This is a genomic window from Streptomyces sp. NPDC053673 (assembly GCF_055585225.1).
This window is the reverse complement of the sequence record NZ_JBVJKN010000007.1, coordinates 114113-134028: the sequence shown is the minus strand read 5'-3', so window position 1 is coordinate 134028 and position 19916 is coordinate 114113. Positions and strand designations below refer to the sequence as shown.

General features: G+C 70.9%; 14 protein-coding genes. 8 read left to right on the top strand and 6 right to left on the bottom strand.

Features of this window, described 5'->3' with window-relative positions; genetic code table 11:
- Positions 1-19: 19 nt before the first annotated feature.
- From ACZ6ZQ_RS13310 to ACZ6ZQ_RS13280, 7 genes are all read left to right on the top strand, one after another.
- Positions 20-2419 (top strand): glycoside hydrolase family 65 protein, encoded by a 2400-nt coding sequence (locus tag ACZ6ZQ_RS13310; RefSeq protein WP_469768648.1) that lies wholly within the window; start codon positions 20-22, stop codon positions 2417-2419.
- A gap of 436 nt (positions 2420-2855) precedes the next feature.
- Positions 2856-3521, top strand: a complete 666-nt coding sequence (locus ACZ6ZQ_RS13305) for a potassium channel family protein (RefSeq protein ID WP_469768647.1) — start codon at positions 2856-2858, stop codon at positions 3519-3521.
- A gap of 265 nt (positions 3522-3786) precedes the next feature.
- Positions 3787-4359 (top strand): fasciclin domain-containing protein, encoded by a 573-nt coding sequence (locus ACZ6ZQ_RS13300; protein ID WP_469768646.1) that lies wholly within the window; start codon positions 3787-3789, stop codon positions 4357-4359.
- 70 nt (positions 4360-4429) lie between these two features.
- Positions 4430-7033: a cation-translocating P-type ATPase gene (locus ACZ6ZQ_RS13295; protein WP_469768645.1), complete on the top strand. Its 2604-nt coding sequence runs from the start codon at positions 4430-4432 to the stop codon at positions 7031-7033.
- A gap of 283 nt (positions 7034-7316) precedes the next feature.
- Complete coding sequence (locus ACZ6ZQ_RS13290) at positions 7317-8714, top strand: rhodanese-like domain-containing protein (RefSeq protein ID WP_469768644.1); 1398 nt, start codon at positions 7317-7319, stop codon at positions 8712-8714.
- A 23-nt stretch (positions 8715-8737) separates the two neighbouring features.
- Positions 8738-9100 (top strand): rhodanese-like domain-containing protein, encoded by a 363-nt coding sequence (locus ACZ6ZQ_RS13285; protein WP_469768643.1) that lies wholly within the window; start codon positions 8738-8740, stop codon positions 9098-9100.
- The gene (locus ACZ6ZQ_RS13280; RefSeq protein WP_469768642.1) at positions 9097-9846 is read left to right on the top strand and encodes a sulfite exporter TauE/SafE family protein; all 750 of its coding nucleotides are present in this window, start codon (positions 9097-9099) and stop codon (positions 9844-9846) included. The genes ACZ6ZQ_RS13285 and ACZ6ZQ_RS13280 overlap by 4 nt, the downstream gene beginning before the upstream one ends.
- 47 nt (positions 9847-9893) lie before the next feature.
- Here the strand turns inward: ACZ6ZQ_RS13280 and ACZ6ZQ_RS13275 are convergent, their stop codons facing one another.
- Positions 9894-10181: a metal-sensitive transcriptional regulator gene (locus tag ACZ6ZQ_RS13275; RefSeq protein WP_469768641.1), complete on the bottom strand. Its 288-nt coding sequence runs from the start codon at positions 10179-10181 to the stop codon at positions 9894-9896.
- An 80-nt stretch (positions 10182-10261) separates the two neighbouring features.
- On the opposite strand from ACZ6ZQ_RS13275, the gene ACZ6ZQ_RS13270 reads away from it, so the two are divergent.
- Positions 10262-10834, top strand: coding sequence for a rhodanese-like domain-containing protein (locus ACZ6ZQ_RS13270; protein WP_469768640.1), 573 nt, complete (start codon positions 10262-10264; stop codon positions 10832-10834).
- Positions 10835-11313: 479 nt separating this feature from the next.
- On the opposite strand, the gene ACZ6ZQ_RS13265 is transcribed toward ACZ6ZQ_RS13270, so the two are convergent.
- The 5 genes from ACZ6ZQ_RS13265 to ACZ6ZQ_RS13245 all read right to left on the bottom strand — a co-directional run bounded on the left by ACZ6ZQ_RS13265 (position 11314) and on the right by ACZ6ZQ_RS13245 (position 19857).
- Entirely contained in the window at positions 11314-11970 is a 657-nt protein-coding gene (locus ACZ6ZQ_RS13265; protein WP_469768639.1) for a potassium channel family protein, read from the bottom strand.
- Entirely contained in the window at positions 11967-12626 is a 660-nt protein-coding gene (locus ACZ6ZQ_RS13260; protein WP_469768638.1) for a potassium channel family protein, read from the bottom strand. The genes ACZ6ZQ_RS13265 and ACZ6ZQ_RS13260 overlap by 4 nt, the downstream gene beginning before the upstream one ends.
- A 4-nt stretch (positions 12627-12630) precedes the next feature.
- Positions 12631-15384 (bottom strand): cation-translocating P-type ATPase, encoded by a 2754-nt coding sequence (locus tag ACZ6ZQ_RS13255; RefSeq protein ID WP_469768637.1) that lies wholly within the window; start codon positions 15382-15384, stop codon positions 12631-12633.
- A gap of 106 nt (positions 15385-15490) precedes the next feature.
- Positions 15491-18175 carry a formate dehydrogenase subunit alpha gene (gene fdhF, locus ACZ6ZQ_RS13250; RefSeq protein WP_469768636.1) on the bottom strand — a complete coding sequence of 895 codons (2685 nt, stop codon included), beginning with the start codon at positions 18173-18175 and terminating at the stop codon, positions 15491-15493.
- On the bottom strand, positions 18172-19857 hold the full coding sequence (locus tag ACZ6ZQ_RS13245) for an NAD(P)H-dependent oxidoreductase subunit E (protein ID WP_469768635.1): 1686 nt from the start codon (positions 19855-19857) through the stop codon (positions 18172-18174). Before ACZ6ZQ_RS13245 ends, fdhF begins: the two co-directional genes overlap by 4 nt.
- Positions 19858-19916: the final 59 nt, after the last annotated feature.

The window sequence follows — 19916 nt, the reverse complement described above, 5'->3', positions numbered from 1 at the left end:
GAGGGGGTTGGGACGGCGGATGTCGGAGTGGACGTGGGAGTACGAGGGATTCGACCCAGCCGCCGAGCGGTTGCGTGAATCGCTGTGCACGCTCGGCAACGGCTACTTCGCCACTCGTGGGGCCGTACCCGAGAGCAGGGCGGGCCTGGTGCACTACCCCGGGACGTATGCGGCCGGGTGCTACAACCGCCTGGAGTCCACCATTGCGGGGCGCCCAGTGGTGAACGAAGACCTCGTCAACCTCCCGAACTGGCTGCCCCTGACGTTCCGTCTCCGCCCCGCCGACGGATCGACAGGCCCGTGGTTCACCCCGGCCACCCGCACTTTCCTCGACTACCGTCACACCCTGGACCTGCGCCGCGCCACGCTCACTCGCACGTTCCGCTATCGGGACGACGAGGCCGGAGTGGTGAGCGTGGAGCAGATTCGCGTGGTGCACATGGCGGACCCTCATCTTGCCGTGTTGCGGACCGTCTTCACTGCCGAGGACTGGTCGGGAGAGATCGAAGTCGAGTCAGCGATCGACGGCGACGTCGTCAACGGCAACGTGCACCGCTACCGGTCCCTCAACCGGAGCCACCTGGCCCACGTACAGACAGGGGTCGAGGAGTCCGACACAGTGTGGCTCCACTGCCGCACCAACAGTTCGGACATCGGTATCGCCATGGCGGCCCGTACGGTCGTCACCGGGCAGCCGCCGACATCGTCGCGGCTTCAACCCGCTCGCCACCGAGCCGTCCGCCGCCTGGTGATTCCCATCGCACCGGGCCGACCCGTCATCGTGGACAAGACCGTGGCGCTGCACACCTCACGCGACCCGGCGATCAGCGACCCGCTCGGGGCAGCGGTCGACCGGGTGTCCGCAGGCGCGGACTTCCCTGCCCTGATGGACTCTCACGTCACCGCGTGGGTGCAGTTGTGGCGGCGCGCGGACGTCCAGGTGCCGGGCCAGGCCGGCCGCGTCCTGCGGCTGCACCTGTTCCACGTCCTGCAAACACTGTCACCGCACACCGCGGACCTCGACGTGGGCGTGCCGGCCCGGGGGCTGCACGGCGAGGCATACCGCGGCCATGTCTTCTGGGACGAGCTGTTCGTGCTCCCGTATCTGAACCTGCACTTCCCGGAGGTCTCCCGCGCCTTGCTCAACTACCGCCACCGACGCCTCCCGCAGGCGTGCCGCGCAGCCCGGGAAGCGGGTCGGGCCGGGGCGATGTACCCATGGCAGAGCGGCAGTGACGGCCGTGAGGAGGCCCAGCGGCTGCATCTCAATCCCCGTTCGGGCCGCTGGCTGCCGGACCACTCCCGGCTCCAGCATCACGTCGGCTCGGCGATCGCCTACAACGTGTGGCAGTACTGCGAGGCCACTGGCGACACCGAGTTCCTGCACACCAAGGGTGCGGAGATGCTGCTTCAGATCGCCCGCTTCTGGGCGGACACCGCCGTCTTCGACCCCGGGACGGGCCGCTACCGCGTCCGTGGAGTGGTCGGCCCCGACGAGTACCACGACAGCTACCCGGGTGCCGCCCGCCCCGGCCTGGACGACAACACGTACACCAACGTCACCGCCGCCTGGGTCCTGTGCCGCACCTTGGACCTCCTGCGAAGCCTGCCCGCCTGGCGCCGGGAGGAACTGCTCGAGCGCGTGAAGCTTGGCGGCGACGAGCTCCCCAAGTGGGACGAGGTGTCGCGGCGGCTGCGTGTGCCCTACCACCAGGGTGTCATCAGCCAGTTCGACGGCTACGGCGATCTCGCCGAGCTCGACTGGGACGCCTACCGGGCGCGGTACGACAGCATCCGTCGGCTGGACCGGATCCTCGAGGCCGAGGGCGACACGGTCAACCGCTACCAAGCCTCCAAGCAGGCCGATGTCCTCATGCTCGGCTACCTCTTCTCGCCCACAGAGTTGCAGAACCTGTTCCGCCGTCTCGGGTATCGCTTGGACGACGAGGTCTGGCGCAGGACCGTCGACTACTACCTTCAGCGCACCAGCCACGGCTCCACCCTCAGCGGACTCGTCCACGGCTGGGTGCTCGCCCGGGTCCGGCGGGCCGAGGCGTGGAAGTACTGCCAGGAAGCCCTGGAGGCGGACGTCGCCGATATCCAGGGCGGCACGACCGGCGAGGGCATCCACCTCGGCGCCATGGCCGGGACCCTCGACCTGGTCCAGCGTGGCCTGACCGGCCTGGAGACCCGCGAGGACGCCCTGTGGCTGGACCCCGTTCCGCTGCCGGCACTGTCCGAGTACGGATTCTCGTTGCGCTACCGCGGTCACTGGGGTGTCGGCGTACGGCTGCAGAGCGGACGGCTGCGGATCGGTGTACCCGACTCGGAGGAATCATCGATCCGGGTGGTACTGCCCGACCGGGCCGTCACCGTCGCACCGGGAGAAACCTGCACGCTCCTGCTGCCGACAAGGTGATCCGCCTGGCAGACCGAAGCCGAACGAGACGCCCACTCAGCAACGAGCTTGCTGTGTTGACGCCGCTGGTTGTCCGTCCTCGGGAGGCCGCAGTTGCGGCGATTCGGGGCGATCTGCGGTGTTGTCTTCGGCTTAGGCTCCGAGACGAGGACCGAGCCGGACGGCGGGAGCGGCGACGGTACTACTCGGGCCGCTGAAGCAGAACAGGACCATGGGAGTGGTGCATGGAGTGGTTGGTCTCGCTGGCAGGTGCTGGTCTGGTCATGGCCGCCCTGCGGGACTTGTTCCATACGCTCTGGCACCCAACCCGTCACGGTGGCCTGAGCAGGCTCGTCATGACGGTATTGTGGAGACTGGCCCGACACCTCCGTGCCCGCAGGCGTGTGGTCGGGCTCGTCGGACCACTCGCCATGGTGACCGTGGTCGGGATGTGGCGATGATCATCATCCTGGGCTGGGCCATCATCTACTGGCCCCACATGCCCGGGGCCTTCACCTTCGCGCCTGGTTCCAAGGCGCTGGAGCAACCGGCGCTGCTCGACTCCGTCTACCTGTCGCTCGTCACCGTCGCCACTCTTGGGCTCGGGGACATCGCGCCTGCCGATGGCTGGCTTCGCGTGGTCTCGCCGCTGGAAGCCCTGGTCGGCTTCGCCCTCCTGACGGCCACGGTCTCTTGGGTCCTTGAGATCTACCCGTCGCTCACCCGCAGGAGGGTTCTGGCGATCCGGCTGGCGCTCCTTGAACGCTCGGCCCCGTCCGTCCAGCAGCTCGACTGGACGCTGGGCGCGACGCTGCTGGAGAGCCTGGCCACTGAGGTGGCGCGTGTCCGGATCGACTTCACCCAGTACGCTGAGGCCTACTACTTCCATGACGGTGAGGACCACTCGTCCCTCGCGGCCACGATCGGCTACGCCGCTGACCTCGCCCATCGCGGACGCGCCGCCCGACGGCCGGATGTGCGTCTGTCCGCCGACCTGCTCGCCGGCGCGCTGGAGGACCTCGCCACTATCCTCGACCAGCGTTTTCTCCACACCGGTGGCACACCGACGGAAGTCTTCACTGCGTACGCCGCCGACCACGGGCGCGGCCTCACGCCATCGTGATCACCCTGCACCTGAAGTGAAAGGGCGTACACCGGAGCGTTCTGGGATGAGACAGGAGCAGCTCGGCCCGTCGTCACCCCGATTTCTGCACCACCTCAGGGGTCTGGGGGCCCTGGTCACCGGGGGCTCCACGATCCCGAAGTGCGTTCCCCCGTGAGGGCTGGTTACGTGGAGACGGCGCGGTCCCATGGCCGGTCGGGCGGCCGTCGGCACGTTCACAAACTCCGTCCCAGGAGGATTCGCGATGATGTTCAAGGGAGCTCGTATGGCACAGGCCGCCATCGCGGGAGCGGTCGCGTTTCCGCTCACGCTTGGCGCGTTCGCCTCGCAGGCCTACGCACAGGAGCCGACTCCCAGCCCGACGGGAACGTTCGGCCCCGACTGCTCGGAACTGCCTAGGAGCGGTGAAGGCAGTGTCGCCACCATGGCCAAGCAGAGGGTGGCGGATGCTGCGGCCGGAAGCCGCCAGCTGGCACAGCTGTCTTCGGCGTTGAAGCAGGCCAGGCTGGACAACACCCTCAACCGATCGGACAACATCACCCTCTTCGCGCCTACCAACCACGCCTTCAACAGCTTGTCCCAGGCACAGCGCGACTCACTGCTGAAGGACCCGGAGGAGCTGAAGAAGGTACTGACCTACCACGTGGTGGATGACGACATCAGACCGAGCCAGCTGCCGAACGGCTCGTTCAAGACGCGGGAGGGCTCCGAGCTCACCACCTCCGGCTCGGGTGCCTCGTACAAGGTCAATGACACGGCAAACATCGTCTGCGGCAACATCACCACCGCCAACGCCACCGTCTACCTCATCGATGCGCTCCTCACCCTTCCTACCTGACCCGGCGGGTGCCGCAGCTCCGCCGAGGCAGTGAACCAGCGCAGGGGCTGCCGAAGGACCTGATGAGGACGTGGACGAGCTCCGGAGCACGACACCCGGAACAGCGGGTCTGTCGTTGGACGAGGCCGCGCGGCGGCTCAAGCTCTACGGTCCCAATGAGGTGCCGGAGGAGCCGCGCACCCCCGTGTGGCGGCGGGTGCTGCAGCAGTTGCGCGACCCGTTGATCCTGGTCCTGCTCGTGGCCGCCGCTCTGACGATCGCCACCGGTGATCTCACCGACGCCGCCGTGATTCTGCTCGTGATCACGGTGAACACAGTGGTCGGCGTGGTGCAGGAGGTACGGGCAGAGCAGGCCGTCATCGCCCTGTCCGCCATGAGTGCCCCCGCTGCCAGAGTTGTTCGGGAAGGCGAGGAACGTTCCGTCCCGGCTGCCGTGGTGGTGCCCGGTGACCTGGTCCTGGTGGCCGAGGGCGACATCGTTCCCGCAGACGGGGACGTACTGGCCGCATCGTTGCTGCTGGCGGACGAATCCTCGCTCACGGGAGAGTCTGTTCCGGTGGAGAAGGCCGCTGACAGCGACACGTCGCGCGGCACCGTGTCCGCGGGCACGGTCATCGTCCGTGGCCACGGGCGTGTGGTGGTCACGGCCACGGGAGCTGACAGCGCGCTCGGGCGGATCGCTTCCCTGATGGGCGGCGCGCCTGGCCTGACTCCGCTGCAGCATCGGCTGGCGAGGTTCGGCCGGGTTCTGGCAGCTGTCACGGTGGCGCTGTGTGCCGTGGTTCTCGCTCTCGGGCTGGTGCGCGGCCAGCCCGTGGAGCTGATGATCGTCGCGGCGATCAGCCTCGCCGTCGCGGCCGTTCCGGAATCCCTCCCCGCCGTCGTGACGCTGGCTCTCGCACTGGGAGCACGGCGGATGGCGGACCGGCAGGCCATCGTCCGCAGACTGCCCGCAGTGGAAACCTTGGGCTCCGTGACCGTGATCGCCACCGACAAGACCGGCACCCTGACCGAGGGCCGAATGGCAGCCGAACAGCTGTGGACGCCACGCGGAGAGGCCACAGTCACGGGCACGGGCTACGACCCTGGGGGTCGGGTCGTCCGCGAGGGCGAGACGGTCACCCCAGGCGGTGCCCCGGACCTGGCGGCGCTGCTGCGTGTCGCGATGCTGTGCAACGACGCCGCACTGGAGCCCCCGTCGGACCGCTACGCGGAGTGGCGCGCGCTGGGCGATCCCACGGAGGCAGCCCTGCTCGCGGCCGGGGCCCGCCTCGGGCTGGACCGAGCCGCGTTGGACCGCGAGCTGCCCCGCGTGGAGGAGATTCCGTTCGACAGCGCCCGTAAGCGCATGACGACCGTGCACCGTCGGAGGGAGGGCGGATTGCGGGTCGCGTGCAAGGGAGCGCCGGAAGTGATGCTCCGGCCGCAGATCCTGGCCGACGGTCCGGACCTGCTCGCCCGGGCGGCCGCTCAGGCGGAGGCGCTGGCACGCAGCGGGTACCGAGTGCTCGCCGTCGCCTCGGCCGACCACGATGAACCTGCCGAGCGGCCGCCGACATGGGAATCGGGCCTATGCCTTCTCGGCCTCGTCGGCATCCTGGATCCGCCCCGTAGTGCGTCGGAGACGACCATGGCCGCCTGCAAACGAGCCGGCATCATCCCCGTACTCATCACCGGCGACCACCCCCTGACCGCACGGGCCGTGGCCGAGCGCCTCGGCATCGCCTCTCGCGACGAGGAGGTCACCACAGGCGAGCGGATCCGGGAAGGCGCACCGGGCGACCTGACGGGCGTACGGGTCTACGCGCGGACCACTCCCGAGCAGAAGCTGGCCATCGTCCAGGCATGGCGCGGGGACGGGCACGTGGTGGCGATGACCGGGGACGGCGTCAACGACGGCCCGGCTCTGCGCCGGGCCGACATCGGCGTCGCCATGGGGCGGCGCGGCACCGAGGTGGCACGCCAGGCGGCCGATCTCGTGCTCGCCGACGACAACCCGGCCACGATCGTGTCGGCCGTCGAGGAGGGCCGCCGGGTCTACGCCAACGTGCGCCGGTTCCTGCTCTACGCGCTCGCCGGAGGCACTGCGGAGATCCTGGTCATGCTCCTCGGCCCCTTCCTCGGGATGCCGCTGCCGCTGCTGCCCGCGCAGATTCTGTGGATCAACCTGCTCACCCACGGCCTGCCAGGTGTCGCCCTCGGGGCGGAGCCCGTCGCCCCGGATGCCATGCGCCACCCGCCGCGGCCTCCCGAGGAGAGCGTGCTGGGCGCCGGCCTGTGGCCGCGCATCCTTTTCATGGGGGCATTCGTCGCCGCAGTGACCCTTGTGGCCGGGGTCTGGGCCCGGGAGACGGGCCGCCCCTGGCAGTCCATGATGTTCCTGATCCTCGGCGCGACGCAGCTCGGCGTGGCACTCGGTTCCCGGGCCCGCCCGGGAAGCCTGGCCAACCCGTTCCTGCTGGTCGCCGTCGGCACGGCACTGAGCCTTCAGGTGGCCGGTGTCTACCTGCCTCCCCTGCGGGCCCTGCTGGGTACGGAGCCACTTCCGCTCACCGACCTGGCGATCGCCGCCGCGCTGTCCGGCCTCGGCCACGTCGTCATGCGCCTCCAGGCGCGGCTGAGACCGGAACGTCCACCGCGCGCTGCGGTCCCGTCGAAAACCCGGGAGCACTGAGCCACCTGCTTCGGGTCATGGGCTCGGTCTCGGCGAGGGTGCTGAAGTCTTGGCCGCCGGATGCCTCCCTGGCGGTGTGACCGTCTCGGCAAATCCCTCTTCGACCCCACGCTTCGAGCACCTCTCGGATGTGGCTCCTTCCGGGTGAACGGCGCCCTCGGCTCGCTGCGGGGTCCGGTGGGTTCAGTACGCGCCCTGAAAACCCGGGAATACCCCCCGGGGTAATTCTGCTACCGTCGATGTATACCCCCGGGGGTACATCACCTGCGAAAGGAGCAAAGCTGTGTTCTTCATCGACACCGTTGAGGTCCCTGGGCTGGGCAATCGGAGCTACCTGGCCGGCGACGCGAACGCCGCTGTGGCGGTCGATCCGCCCAGGGACGTCGACCGGTTGCTGGAGGCCGCGGCCCGCCGCGGTGTGCGGATCACGCATGTCGCCGAGACGCATGTGCACAACGACTACGTGACCGGCGGCCTGGAGCTGGCCCGCCTCACCGGAGCCGCCTATCTGGTGCCTGCCGGGGCGCGGGTCTCGTACCAGCGGGTGCCGGTCGCCGACGGGGACCGCGTGGAGATCGGCACGGTCCTCGTGCTGCGTGCGCTGGCCACGCCCGGCCACACGCCGCACCACACCGCGTACGTCCTGGAGGAGACCGACCGGGCGGTCGCCGCCTTCACCGGAGGCTCGCTGCTCATCGGTACGGTCGGCCGTCCCGATCTGGTCGAGCCGGGCCTCACCGAGCGGCTGGCCCGTGCCCAGCACGCCTCCGCGCACCGGCTGGCGGACGAGCTGCCCGACGAAACGTCCGTTCTGCCTACCCACGGCTTCGGCAGCTTCTGCTCGTCGGCGCAGGCTGACGGGGCCGCCACGACCATCGGCAAGGAGCGGTTCGCCAACGACGCGCTGGTCAAGGACGCCGATACGTTCGTCGCGGAACTACTCGCCGCCCTGGACGACGTACCCGCCTACTACGCGCACATGGGTCCGCTGAATGTGCGGGGGCCGGCGCCGGTCGACCTGACCCCGCCCGCTGTTGCGGATGCCGAGGAGATCGCCGAGCGACTGGCTGCCGGTGAATGGGTGGTCGATCTGCGCAGCCGTGTCGCCTTCGCCGAAGGCCACGTCGCCGGATCGTTCAACTTCGAGGCGGCCGGGCAGCTCGCCACCTATCTGGCCTGGCTGATCCCGTGGGGCAAGCCCGTCACCCTGCTCGCCGAGTCGGCGGAGCAGCTGGCCGACGCCCAGCGCGAACTCGTCCGGGTCGGTGTCGACCGGCCCGCAGCGGCCGCCACCGGCTCACCGGCCGACTGGATACGCGAGGGCGAGCGGCCCCGCTCCTTCCCGCGCACCACCTTCGCCGGACTCGCCGTCCGGGACACGGACCAGGGGGCGGTCGTCCTCGACGTCCGGCGCAACGCCGAGCGGGCCGAGGCCCATATCGCGGGTTCGTTGCACATACCCCTGCATGAGCTGCGAGCACGGATCAGGGAGATTCCGCCGGGGACGGTGTGGGTGCACTGCGCCGGCGGGATGCGGGCCGCGATCGCCGCCTCCCTGCTGGACGCGGCCGGCCGTGAGGTGGTTGCCATCGATGACGGCTTCGACTCGGTCCGGGCTGCGGGTCTGCCCGTCGTGGAGGGTCGACCGGGGACCGGTTGCCCCTCCATCAGCGGCTCATGACGACTCGTCAACAGGAGCGAGACATGCCTCTCTTCCACCGAGGGCCCGGCCGGGTCGACCCCGTCGAAGCCCGCGAACGCACCCTCGACCCGGGCGGCTCCGTGCTGCTGGACGTGCGCGAGCAGCACGAATGGGTCGCGGGCCGCGCCCCGGGGGCCATCCATCTGCCGCTGAGCGCGCTCGCAGCCGGAGCCGAGCTTCCCGCACCCGCCCGAGGTCGGCCGCTCGTGGTGATCTGCCGTTCCGGCAACCGCTCGCGGCGCGCCGCGCGACTGCTGGCCGCACGCGGCCTGGCGGCCGTGGACGTGACCGGCGGCATGGCCGCCTGGGCGCGGGCGGGACTGCCCGTGGTGGACGGACGCGGCCAGGTCGGCTCGGTAGCGTGAGTACCTTGTTCCTCGCTCTGATCGCTGGGGCCGTGGTCGGACTCGCGCTCGGGGCCCTCGGGGGCGGTGGCGCCGTGCTGGCCGTGCCGGCGCTGATCCACCTGCTCGGCTTCACTCCGGCGGCGGCCACCACTGCGAGCCTTGTCATCGTCGCCGCGACCACCGCCACCGGTCTGTACGCGCATGCTCGCGACGGCAACGTCCGGTGGGGCACGGGAATGCTCTTCGCCGCCGCCGGCCTGGTGCCTGCGGCACTCAGCGGCGCGGTCGCGGGCCGCCTGCCCCCGGCCCTGCTGACCGGGGCGTTCGCGGTCGTCGCGGCCCTCGCGGCGGTGCGGATGCTGCGTACGCCGACCGAGGCGGTCGAAGCCGACCGCTCCGTACACAAGGTCCGGGCGGCGGCCGTCGGGGCCGGACTCGGGGTCGTCACCGGCGTACTGGGGGTGGGCGGCGGCTTCCTCGCCGTACCGGCCCTGGTCACCACGCTCGGCCTGCGGATGCGGACCGCCGTCGGCACCAGCCTGCTGGTGATCACCGTCAACGCGCTCGCCGCTCTGGCCCCCCGTACCGGCACGGCGGACGCGCTCGACTGGTCAGTCATCGGGCCCTTCACCGGGGCCGCGATCCTCGGCGCCTGGGACGGGAAACGCTGGTCGGGGAAGGTGGAGGCCGACACGCTCCGGCGGATCTTCGCCCGCATCCTGCTGGCGGTCGCCGGCCTCATGCTGATCGGCAGCTTCGCATGACCGGCGGCGTGGCGCAGAGGGGCGGGGCGGTCCGTGTCAGATGCGCATCAGGCGAGCGACAGGAAGAGCTTCTCCAGCCGCGCCCGCATCTGCTCCCGGTCCTCCCCGTTCACCTGCCCGGTCTCCATATCGGTGAGGCACTGTTGCAGGCCGGTGGCGATGATCGCGAATCCGGCCCGGTCGAGGGCGCGCGAGGCCGCGGCGAGCTGCGTGACGACCTCCTCGCAGTCACGTCCTTCCTCGATCATCCGGATCACGCCGGAGATCTGCCCCTGGGCCCGGCGCAGCCGGTTCAGTACGGCGCGCAGCTCGGCACCCGCGAGATCCAGTTCCACGACCACTCCCTACGTATACCCCTGGGGGTAATTTACTCCCTCGGGGGTTCCACCGACCAATCCCAAGGATGACACCCGACATGAACACGACCACAGCACTCACCCCCGCCCAGGTCCGGCACCGTCTGAACGACCTCACGGTCATCGACGTCCGCGCCCCTGCCGAATACGCCTCGGGCCACCTGCCCGGCGCACTCAACATCCCGCTCGATCTGCTCGACCGCGCGTTGCCCGCGATCAGGGAGGCCGCGGACCGCGTGGATCTCCTCATGGTTTGCGCCTCGGGAGCCCGCTCCGACAGCGCCTGCGCGCTTCTCGCCGAACACGGCGTCCCCGCAGCGACCCTGGCCGGGGGCACGCATGCCTGGGCGGAGGAAGGCCATGAACTCCACCGCCCCGACGGCCCCACCCGCAGGACATGGTCCATGGAGCGCCAAGTCCGTTTCACCGCAGGCTCCCTCGTGCTGGCGGGTCTCGCCCTCGGTCTCCTCCACCCGGCCTGGCATCTGCTCTCGGCCGGAGCTGCCGGCGGGCTCGTCTTCTCCGCCCTCACCAACACATGTGGCATGGCCGCTCTCCTGGCCAAACTGCCGCACAACCGGCCCCGGCCGGCCGACCTGGAGCGCACACTGGCCACCCTGCACCGCCGCTGAACACACAAGACCGGCGCCCGGTCGGGGCGGCCGAGTCCGCGCCGGTCCTGCACGCCCGACGGACTGCCCCGGCCCTTTCCAGCAGCAGCGTTCGACGCGGCACACAGGTCGTTGAGGACGAGTAGGACGCGGCGGCTCAAGATGCCGTCCTGCCGCTGGAGAGGAGTGCGTTACCGGGGCTCCGGATGCTCTTGCATCTGGATGAAGCGTCCGTGCCAGGTGTTGTACCAGACCGCGCCGGCCCGGGCGTTGACCGAGAGCATGCCGACGATGTTTGTCGCCACGCAGAGGGAACCATCGCCTGGTCGGCATGATCAGCGAGGCGGATCTCGCGCGTCGTCTGCCGAAGAACAGGTGGGCCACTTCGTCGAGGTCGTCTGCGCTACGAAGTGACCATTCGGCCGTGAGCCGTGAGCCGTGAGCCGTGAGCCGTGAGCCGTGAGCCGTGAGCCGTGAACCCGGACCGGGGCCTACGGCCGTCACTGGAATGCGGCGTGGATCTCCTGTTCGGTGGCGGCGTGGGAGACGACGAGGAGTTCGTCGCCAGGCCGGAGCCGCATCTGGGAGGTGGGCACGGTGGGTTGGCCTTCGCGGATGACGGTGGCGATGACGGTGCCTGCGGGGAGGGCGATCTCGGCGAGCGTGCGGCCTGCGGCGCGGGACTGCGGTGTGATGGCTGTTTCGATCACGTCGACGCCCGCTTTGCTCAGGCGCAGGAGGGCCACGGTGTCTGTGGCGCCGGTGGCTTCTTCGATGAGGGAGATGAGGGGCGTGGCGGCGGGGACTGCGGTGTCGACGCCCCACCGCTGGTCGAAGAGCCAGGCGTTCTCCGCGTCGTTGACGCGTGCCGCGACACGGGGGACGGTGAACTGCCGCTTGGCCAGCAGGCTGATGACGAGGTTGTCCTCATCGTTGCCGGTGGCGGCGATGATGAGGTCGGCGGTGAGTGCGCCCGCGTGTTCGAGGAAGGCGGGCTCGCAGGCGTCGCCGGCGACGAGGCGTACGGGAAGGTGGCCTTCGAGCTCAGCGATGCGGTCTTCGTCGATGTCGACGAGGGTGACGTCGTTGCGGGCGGCGGCGAGGACCTGGGCGATCTGCATACCCAGGCGCCCGGCGCCGGCGATGAGGGCCTTCATGACCCGAGCTCCTTGTCCAGGAAGCCGCGAAGGCGGCCGAGGGCGGTGGCGGCGACGGCGAAGGTGACCAGGTCGCCCGGTTCGGCGGGGGTGCTGTGGGCGGGTACGAGGGAGCGGCCTGCGCGGGTGACCTCCACGACGCGGATCTCGCCGTCCACGTCGCACTCGGTCAGCCGCCGCCCGGTGAGGTAGGCGGGCAGCTCGGACCGGACCAGCAGGGTTTCGCCGTTGCCGAAGGTGAGTTCGGGCGTCAGGTGGCGGTGCAGCAGCATCTGGTGAATCTGGTGCACCGTCCAACGGACGCTGGCGATGGTGGGGATGCCGAGCTCGCGGTAGATGTCGGCGCGGCGGGGGTCGTAGATGCGGGCCAGGACGATGGGGACCCGATAGGTCTCCTTGGCCGTCCGGGCGCTGACGATGTTGCTGTTGTCGCCCGAGGTGACGGCGACGAACGCGTCCGCGTGCTCGATTCCGGCCGCTTCCAGTACGGCGCGGCTGTACCCGTTGCCCTCGTGGAACCGGCCGGGAAAGTTGTCGGGCAGATGCCTGCGGGCCTTGGGACTGCGGTCGATGAGCCGTACGTCATGGCCTTCGGTGACAAGCTGGACGGCGAGCGTGGATCCCACCCGCCCACAGCCCGCGATGATCACTCTCATCCGCCTACTCCTTTGAGCTCGTCGGCCGACGCTGGCGCAGCCACCACTTTCGGGTCTCCTCCGCGGCCAGCAGCAGTGCCCCGAAACCGGCGAGGACGGCCCAGTCGGCGGCGTCCAGCGGCGCGGTGTTGAAGAGAGCCTGCAGCGGGGGCAGGTAGCTGATGGCCGCCATCAGGGCGATGCCGAAGCATCCGGCCGCCAGCAGCCACGGGTTGGACAGCAGGCCGATCCGGAACACGCTCTGGCGGTCGGAGCGCACCGCCAGGGCGTTGAAGAACTGGCTGACCACGATCCCGGCCTGGACCATGGTGATCGCCTCGCGGTAGACGGGACTGTCCTCGGTGAAGTCGGCGTAGGGGATTCCTGAGGCGTGGATGTGCCAGAAGAACACGGCCGTCACGCCGAGCGCCTGGATGCCGCCCAGGAACAGGATGCGTCCCATCACGGTCGTGGAGAACAGCCGTTCGCGCCGGGAGCGCGGCGGCTGGTCCATGACGTCGGGTTCCGGGGGCTCGGCGCCGAGCGCCAGAGCGGGCAAGACGTCGGAGCCGAGGTCGATCGCGAGGATCTGTACGGCGTTGATCGGGACCAGCGGGAATCCGGCGAAGGTCGCGGCGAGAATGGGGACCAGCTCGGCGATGTTGTGGCTGAAGAGGTAGATGAGGAACTTGCGGATGTTCTGGTAGACGGACCGGCCGAGTCGCACTGCTGTGGTGATGGAGGCGAAGGAGTCGTCCAGCAGCACCATGACTGCGGCTTCCCGGGCGACGTCGGTGCCGGAGGCGCCCATCGCGACGCCGATGTCCGCGTGCTTGAGGGCCGGGGCGTCATTGGCGCCGTCGCCCGTGACGGCGACGACCTCGCCGTGCCGCTGCAGCGCGGTGACCACCCGCATCTTGTGCTCGGGGCTGACCCGACACAGCAGCAGCTCCGCCGACTCGGAGAGCAACGCGTCCAAGCCGGTGTCGTCCATGCCGTCCAGCTGGGCGCCGGTCACGATGGCGGGTGCGAGGTGCCGCACGATCCCGACGCGGCGGGCGACGGCCTCCGCGGTCAGCGGATGGTCGCCGGTGACCATGACGACGCGGATGCCCGCGCGTCGGCAGGCGTTGACGGCGTCGCTGACTTCTGGCCGTGGCGGGTCGAGCATGCCGACGAGGCCGAGAAGGGTGAGCTCCGATTCGACTTGATCCCGGACAGGGTGGGAGTCGGCCAGGGACCTTGATGCCGCCGCCAGTACGCGTAGCCCTTGTGAAGCCAGTTGGTCGTTGGTGGCGGCCACCGCAGCGCGAAGTTCGTCGGTCAGCGGCTGCCGCTCACCCCTCCAGTCGATGGTGGTGCAGCGGGCGAGGAGCTCCTGCGGTGCGCCTTTCACGTAGGCGCCGTACCCGTCGGAGGTCTTGTGCACGGTGCTCATCAGCTTGCGGGCCGAGTCGAATGGGTACTCCGCCACCCGTGGCGCGGCAGCTTCCTCGGCGGCCAGGTCCAGCCCAGTCTTCGCCGCGGCGACGAGCAGCGCCCCCTCGGTGGTGTCGCCGAGTACCCGCCAGCCCTCGCGGTCCAACTGGGGGCGCCTCCCAGCGTTGGCTGGGGGAGGGACCAGCCGGGCGTTGCAGCACAGTCCCGCCACGCGGAGTAGTTCGCGCACCCGTCGTGGATCGACCACTTCGCCGACCGGCGCGTACCCCACGCCGGACACGGCATGTGACACGCCGCCGGCCCACACCTGGACAACGGTCATCTCCGCCTGGGTGAGCGTCCCGGTCTTGTCCGTGCACACGACGGTGGTCGAGCCGAGCGCCTCAACCGCCAGCAGTTGCTTGACCAGCGCATGCCGTCGGGCCATGCGTCGTACGCCGATCGCCAGCGACACCGACAGCGTCGCGGGCAGCCCTTCAGGGACGAGTGCGACCATGACCCCGAGGGCGAACACGAAGGTCTCGACGAACGGCTGCCCGGTGGGCACGCGCACGGCGAACAGGGCCGCTCCGATCGCGAGCGCCGTGCCCGCCACCCGGCGGGCCATCAGGGCGACCTGGCGCTGCAGCGGGGTCTTCTGCCGCGGGGCTGCCGCAGCGAGCCGGAAGATCCGACCGAACTCCGTTGCCGCGCCCGTGGCGAACACCACTGCCTTCGCGGAGCCAGCGACGACATCCGTGCCCATGAAGACGCAGTTGCGGGCCTGAAGCACCGCACCGGCCGCCACCGGTTCACCGGTCCGCCCGACGGCGTCGCTCTCCCCGGTCAGGGCCGCGTTGTTCACGGAGACCTCGTGCGCCTCGGTGAGGCGGCAGTCCGCCGACACCGCGTCCCCGGCTTCCAGGACGACGACGTCTCCGGGCACCAGGTCACGCGCGGGCAGCTCCAGCCGCTCCCCGTCGCGGAGCACCCGGCAGGTGTGCGGCACCATCGCCTGCAACGACTGCGCCGTCCGCTCGGCGGAGTACTCCTGCGCGAAGCCGATGGCCGCGTTCAGTACCACCACAGCGAGAATCGCCACGGCGAGCTGCAAGGTGCCCACGTCACGGGGCTCCTGGAGCACGTAGGCCAGGAACGTGATCGCGGATGCGACGAGAAGTACGACGGCGAAGAGGTCGGTGAACTGTCCGGCGAGGTCGCGCCACAGTCCCCTCCGCCCTGCGGGCGGCAGCTCATTGGGACCGAACCGGCCCCGCCGCGCCGCTGCATCCGCCGAGGCCAGCCCGCGCGGCGAGGTGTCCAGCGCGGCGAAGACCTCTCCGGTTGGCAGGGTCTGCACGGCGGGGCCAGGTGTCCCGCTCGGGGCTGGCTGTCCGTGGCCCCCGTTACCCGGTGTCAGTACGGGGGTTCCGGTACCCATCGGAGTGTGCCCCTGCCGGTTGTCGTCACGGCGCGGCGACGCGTACCGCGGTGACCTTGTACTCGGGGCAGGACGTGACGGTGTCTGCGTGGTCGGAGGTGAGGCGGTTCACTCCGCTCGCCGGGAAGTGGAAGGAGCAGAAGACCTGGCCGGGCGCTGTCTGTTCGCTGATGCGGGCGATGAGCCGAGCCTGGCCGTGCCGGCTTTCCACGGTGAGCTGTGCTCCGTCCCGCACGTCGTACCGGGCGGCGTCGTCGGGATGGAGTTCGAGGAAGTCGACCGGATCGAGGGCGAGGTTGCCGCCACGGCGGGTCATGCTGCCGGAGTTGTAGTGGGCCCAGCGTCGCCCGGTGACCAGGACCAGCGGGTAGTCGTCGTCGGGCTGTTCACCAGGTGGGAGATAGGGGGCCGCAGCCAGGTGAGCCCGGCCGTCCGGGGTGGCGAACCTCTCTGAGTACAGCTTGGCCTCTCCCGGGCGGCCGGGGTCCCGGCAGGGCCACGGAATCGCGCCCTCCCGGTCCAGGCGGTCGTGGGAGAGGCCGGCGAAGACGGGGGCGATCCGTCCGCACTCGGCCAGGGCGTCGGCAGGTGTCGGGCAGCCCAGGTCGACTCCCATCAGCGCGGCGAGGGCGTGGACGGCGTCGAAGTCGCTCCGGGTCGCTCCCGGCGGGGGCACGGCGGGGCGGACGCGCTGGAAGCGGCGGTCGAAGTTGACGAAGGTGCCGTCCTTCTCCAGCCAGGAGGTGACCGGCAGCACGATGTCGGCGTGGCGGGCGGTCTCGGACAGGAACAGTTCGTTGCACACCACGAGCGGGCACGCGTGCAGGGCCTGGGCAACCCGGTTCGTGTCGGGGTCGGTGGCGCACACGTCCTCGCCGATGACCCAAAGAGCCCGTAGATCCCCGGCACGTGCGGCGGCGAACATGTCCGGGATCCGCAGGCCGGGGCGTTCCGGAACCGGTACGCCCCACGCCGCCTCGGCCCGGGCTCGTACGGCCGGGTCGGTCACCTTGCCGTAGCCGGGCAGGAGGTCGGGGAGCGCGCCCATGTCGGAGGCGCCCTGGACGTTGTTCTGGCCGCGCAGCGGGTTGACCCCGTGCCCGCGGTCCGTGCCCACGGCGCCGCGCAGGATCGCCAGGTTGGCCAGCGACCGCACCCCGTCCGTGCCGTGGAGGTGCTCGGTGACGCCCAGACCGTAGACGATCGCCGGGTGTTCGGCCCGCCCGTAGAGCCGGGCGGCGGCGACCAGGTCGGCGGCGGGTACGCCGGTGATGTCGGAGACCCGGTCGGGCGGGTAGTCGTCCAGCAACTCGGTGAGCTCCGGCAGGCCGGTGGCCCGCTCGCGCAGGAACTCCTCGTCGGCCAGTCCTTCGGTGAGCAGGACGTGGGCGAGTCCGTGGAAGAGGGCGACGTTGGTGCCGGGGCGGGGGCGCAGATGCACGTCGGCATGGAGGGCGAGGCCGACGGCGCGGGGGTCGGCGACGACGAGCTTGGCCCCGTGCAGCACGCGCCGGAGGAGGCGCGCTCCGACCACCGGGTGGGCTTCGACGGGGTTGGCCCCGACCACGAGCAGGCAGTCGGCCCGCTCGACGTCGTCGAAGCTGTCGGTGCCGCCGGACAGGCCGAAGGAGGCGGTCAGACCCGCGGCGGACGGCGAGTGGCACAGGCGCGAGCAGTTGTCGACGTTGTTCGTGCCGATGACGACCCGCATGAACTTCTGGACGAGGTAGTTCTCCTCGTTGGTGGCGCGGGCCGAGGAGATCGCCGCAACGGCGTCCGGGCCGCCGATGTCAACGGCTTCGCGCAGCCCCCGGGCGACATGGCCGAGCGCCTCGTCCCAGCCGACCGGCTCCAGACGGCCCTCGCATCGCATCAGCGGCTGGGTGAGCCGTTCGGGGGAAGTGAGGTATCCGTGGGCGAAGCGCCCCTTGACGCACGCGTGCCCCTGGTTGACCGGGCCGTCCCGGGCGGGCAGTACCGCAGTGACCTCACCGTCGCGGGAGACGACGTCCAGTGCACACCCGACGCCGCAGTAGCCGCACGTGGTGCGCGTTACGGCCGCCGGGCGGCGGGTGGAGGTGAGCCCACGCCCGGGGCCGGGCTCGGTGATCGCACCGGTGGGGCAGGTGTCGACGCAGCCGCCGCACGCCACACAGTCCGACTCGGCCCAGGGCCCGCCGGTACCAGGGGCCACCACGGTGTCGGCGCCCCGGCCGACCAGAGTGAGGGCAAAGGTGCCCTGTACCTCAGCGCACATGCGGACACACCGGCCGCAGGCGATGCACAGGTCCCGGTCGAGGTGGACATACGGGTGGGAGCCGTCCCCGCCACGGCCTCCGGCGCCCTGCGCCGCCTCGGCGCCGATGCCCAGAGATCGGCAGACATGCGCCAGCTCACTGGGGTTGTCGTCGGCGAGGGCACGGGACGGCAGGGCCGAGACGATGACCTCCACCGCGTCACTGCGCAGGGCCTGCAGATCATCGGCGACGGTTTCGACCCGGGTTCCCGATGCGGCCGGGGTGACGCAGGCCGCCACGATCTGCCCGTTGGCCCGTACGAGACACGTACGGCAGGAACCGGCAGGACTGAGCCGGTCGTCGGAACAGAGCGCGGGCAGCTCGATTCCGGCCGCCCGTACGGCCGCGAGCAGTGAGGCTCCCTCGGACACGGCGACGCCCGAGCCGTCGACTTCGATCTCGAACCCGGTCATGACGCCCATCCCGCCAGTTGACGCCCGTAGGCGCGGGCGAGGCTGCGTACGGCGGGTGGGATCCGCCGCCCGAAGGCGCACAGGCTCGCCTCGGCCAGGACACGCGCCAGCAGCTCCCACTCCCCTCCCGATGGGGCATCGGCGGAGGCCAGTTCCAGGCCGCGCCGCGAACCCACTCGGCAGGGCGAGCATGCGCCGCAGCTTTCCGCGGCGGCGAACTGCCACACGTGCCGCAGCACGTCCTCCGGTGCCACGCGCCGGTCGAAGGCGACGAGACCGGCGTGGCCGAGGGCCGCGCCCCGGGCATCGAGATCGGCAGCAGTCAGCGGTACGTCCAGCGCATCGGCGGCGAGGAACCCGCCCAGCGGCCCGCCGACCTGGAGCGCGGCCAACTCGGCCCCGTCCTTCAGACCGCCGCCCAGCTCGGTGACGATCCGCTCCACCGGGGTGCCCAGCTCGACCTCGTACGCCCCGGGCCGCGCGAACCGCTCCGACAGGCAGACCAGCTTCGTTCCCGTCTCGTCGGGAGTTCCCCGCCGGGCGTACTCTTCACCACCCCGGGAGACGATCCATGGCACGGCCGCCAGGGTCTCCACGTTGTTCACCACGGTCGGCGCATCCCACAGGCCGCACTGGGTCGGGTAGGGCGGGCGCGGCCTGGCACAGCCCCGGTCTCCCTCCAGGCTCGCGATCAGCGCGGTCTCCTCACCCGCGACGTAGGACCCGGCCCCCCGCACCACCTCGACGTCCAGAGCCGTGGCCGTGCCGTGCACGGATGGGCCGAAGTGCCCCTCGGCGTACGCCTGCCCGACCGCTTCCCGCATCCGCGTCAGCGCGCGCGGGTACTCCGAGCGCACCAGCACCACACTCCGCCGGGCCCCGCAGGCGAAGCAGGCCAGGGCCAGGCCCTCCAGCACCCGCTCCGGGGCCTCCTCCATCAGCAGCCGGTCGGCGTAGGAACCGGGATCCCCCTCGTCTCCGTTGACCACCACCACGGTGCCGGGTGCCCGGCCGGCCGCCTCCCACTTCGCAGCGACCCGGAAGCCCGCACCGCCCCGACCCCGCAACCCGGATGCCGCCACCTCCCGCTGGACCTCGTCAGGAGTGCCCGCCGTCACCATCCGCGGCCACACCTGCCACGCGGGCTCACCGGCCACCACACCCCCCAGCAGAACGGGGTCGCCAGTACCGTCGACCGCCGGGATCTCCGGAGCCTGCGGGGGCTCACACCCTGCGAGCTGGGCGGCCAGCGTCGGGCCCGTGCACGGCGTGTCACCGTCGAGCGCCGCGGGACCCGCGTAGCAGTACCCCAGACAGCGCACGGCCTGCAGGGACGTCTCGCCGTCCAGTGAGACTGTCCCAGCCGTGACGCCCAGCTCACGCTCCACGTCGGCGAGATGCCGTCCGCCCTGGGCGGAGAAGCACGCCGTCGCCGCGCAGACCCGGACGTGACGGCGGCCGTGCGGGGCGGCGAGGTCCGCGTAGTAGCCGGCCGGTCCGAGCGCGGCGGCAGCGGGCAGGCCGATACCGGAGGCGACAGCCGGAGCCCAGACCTCAGGGCTGTCCGCGGTCCCCGCCCTGGCCTCGGCCAGCGACTCGATCAGCCGGTCTCCCGGCCGCCCACGCCGGTCGGCCAGGGCCCGAAACGCGTCGAAACGGTCCGCAGGACCCACGGGATCCATGACCTCATCGTGGAGGCAGCCGGACGGGGCCGCATCCCGGCATCGGCGTGTGCGTGCGG

Coding starts and splice junctions, on each gene's coding strand:
- ACZ6ZQ_RS13305 (WP_469768647.1), top strand. CDS start 2,856: ATGATCATCATCCTGGGCTGGGCCATCATCTACTGGCCCCACATGCCC.
- ACZ6ZQ_RS13285 (WP_469768643.1), top strand. CDS start 8,738: ATGCCTCTCTTCCACCGAGGGCCCGGCCGGGTCGACCCCGTCGAAGCC.
- ACZ6ZQ_RS13265 (WP_469768639.1), bottom strand. CDS start 11,970: ATGAAGGCCCTCATCGCCGGCGCCGGGCGCCTGGGTATGCAGATCGCC.
- ACZ6ZQ_RS13310 (WP_469768648.1), top strand. CDS start 20: ATGTCGGAGTGGACGTGGGAGTACGAGGGATTCGACCCAGCCGCCGAG.
- ACZ6ZQ_RS13270 (WP_469768640.1), top strand. CDS start 10,262: ATGAACACGACCACAGCACTCACCCCCGCCCAGGTCCGGCACCGTCTG.
- ACZ6ZQ_RS13300 (WP_469768646.1), top strand. CDS start 3,787: ATGGCACAGGCCGCCATCGCGGGAGCGGTCGCGTTTCCGCTCACGCTT.
- ACZ6ZQ_RS13245 (WP_469768635.1), bottom strand. CDS start 19,857: ATGGATCCCGTGGGTCCTGCGGACCGTTTCGACGCGTTTCGGGCCCTG.
- fdhF (WP_469768636.1), bottom strand. CDS start 18,175: ATGACCGGGTTCGAGATCGAAGTCGACGGCTCGGGCGTCGCCGTGTCC.
- ACZ6ZQ_RS13260 (WP_469768638.1), bottom strand. CDS start 12,626: ATGAGAGTGATCATCGCGGGCTGTGGGCGGGTGGGATCCACGCTCGCC.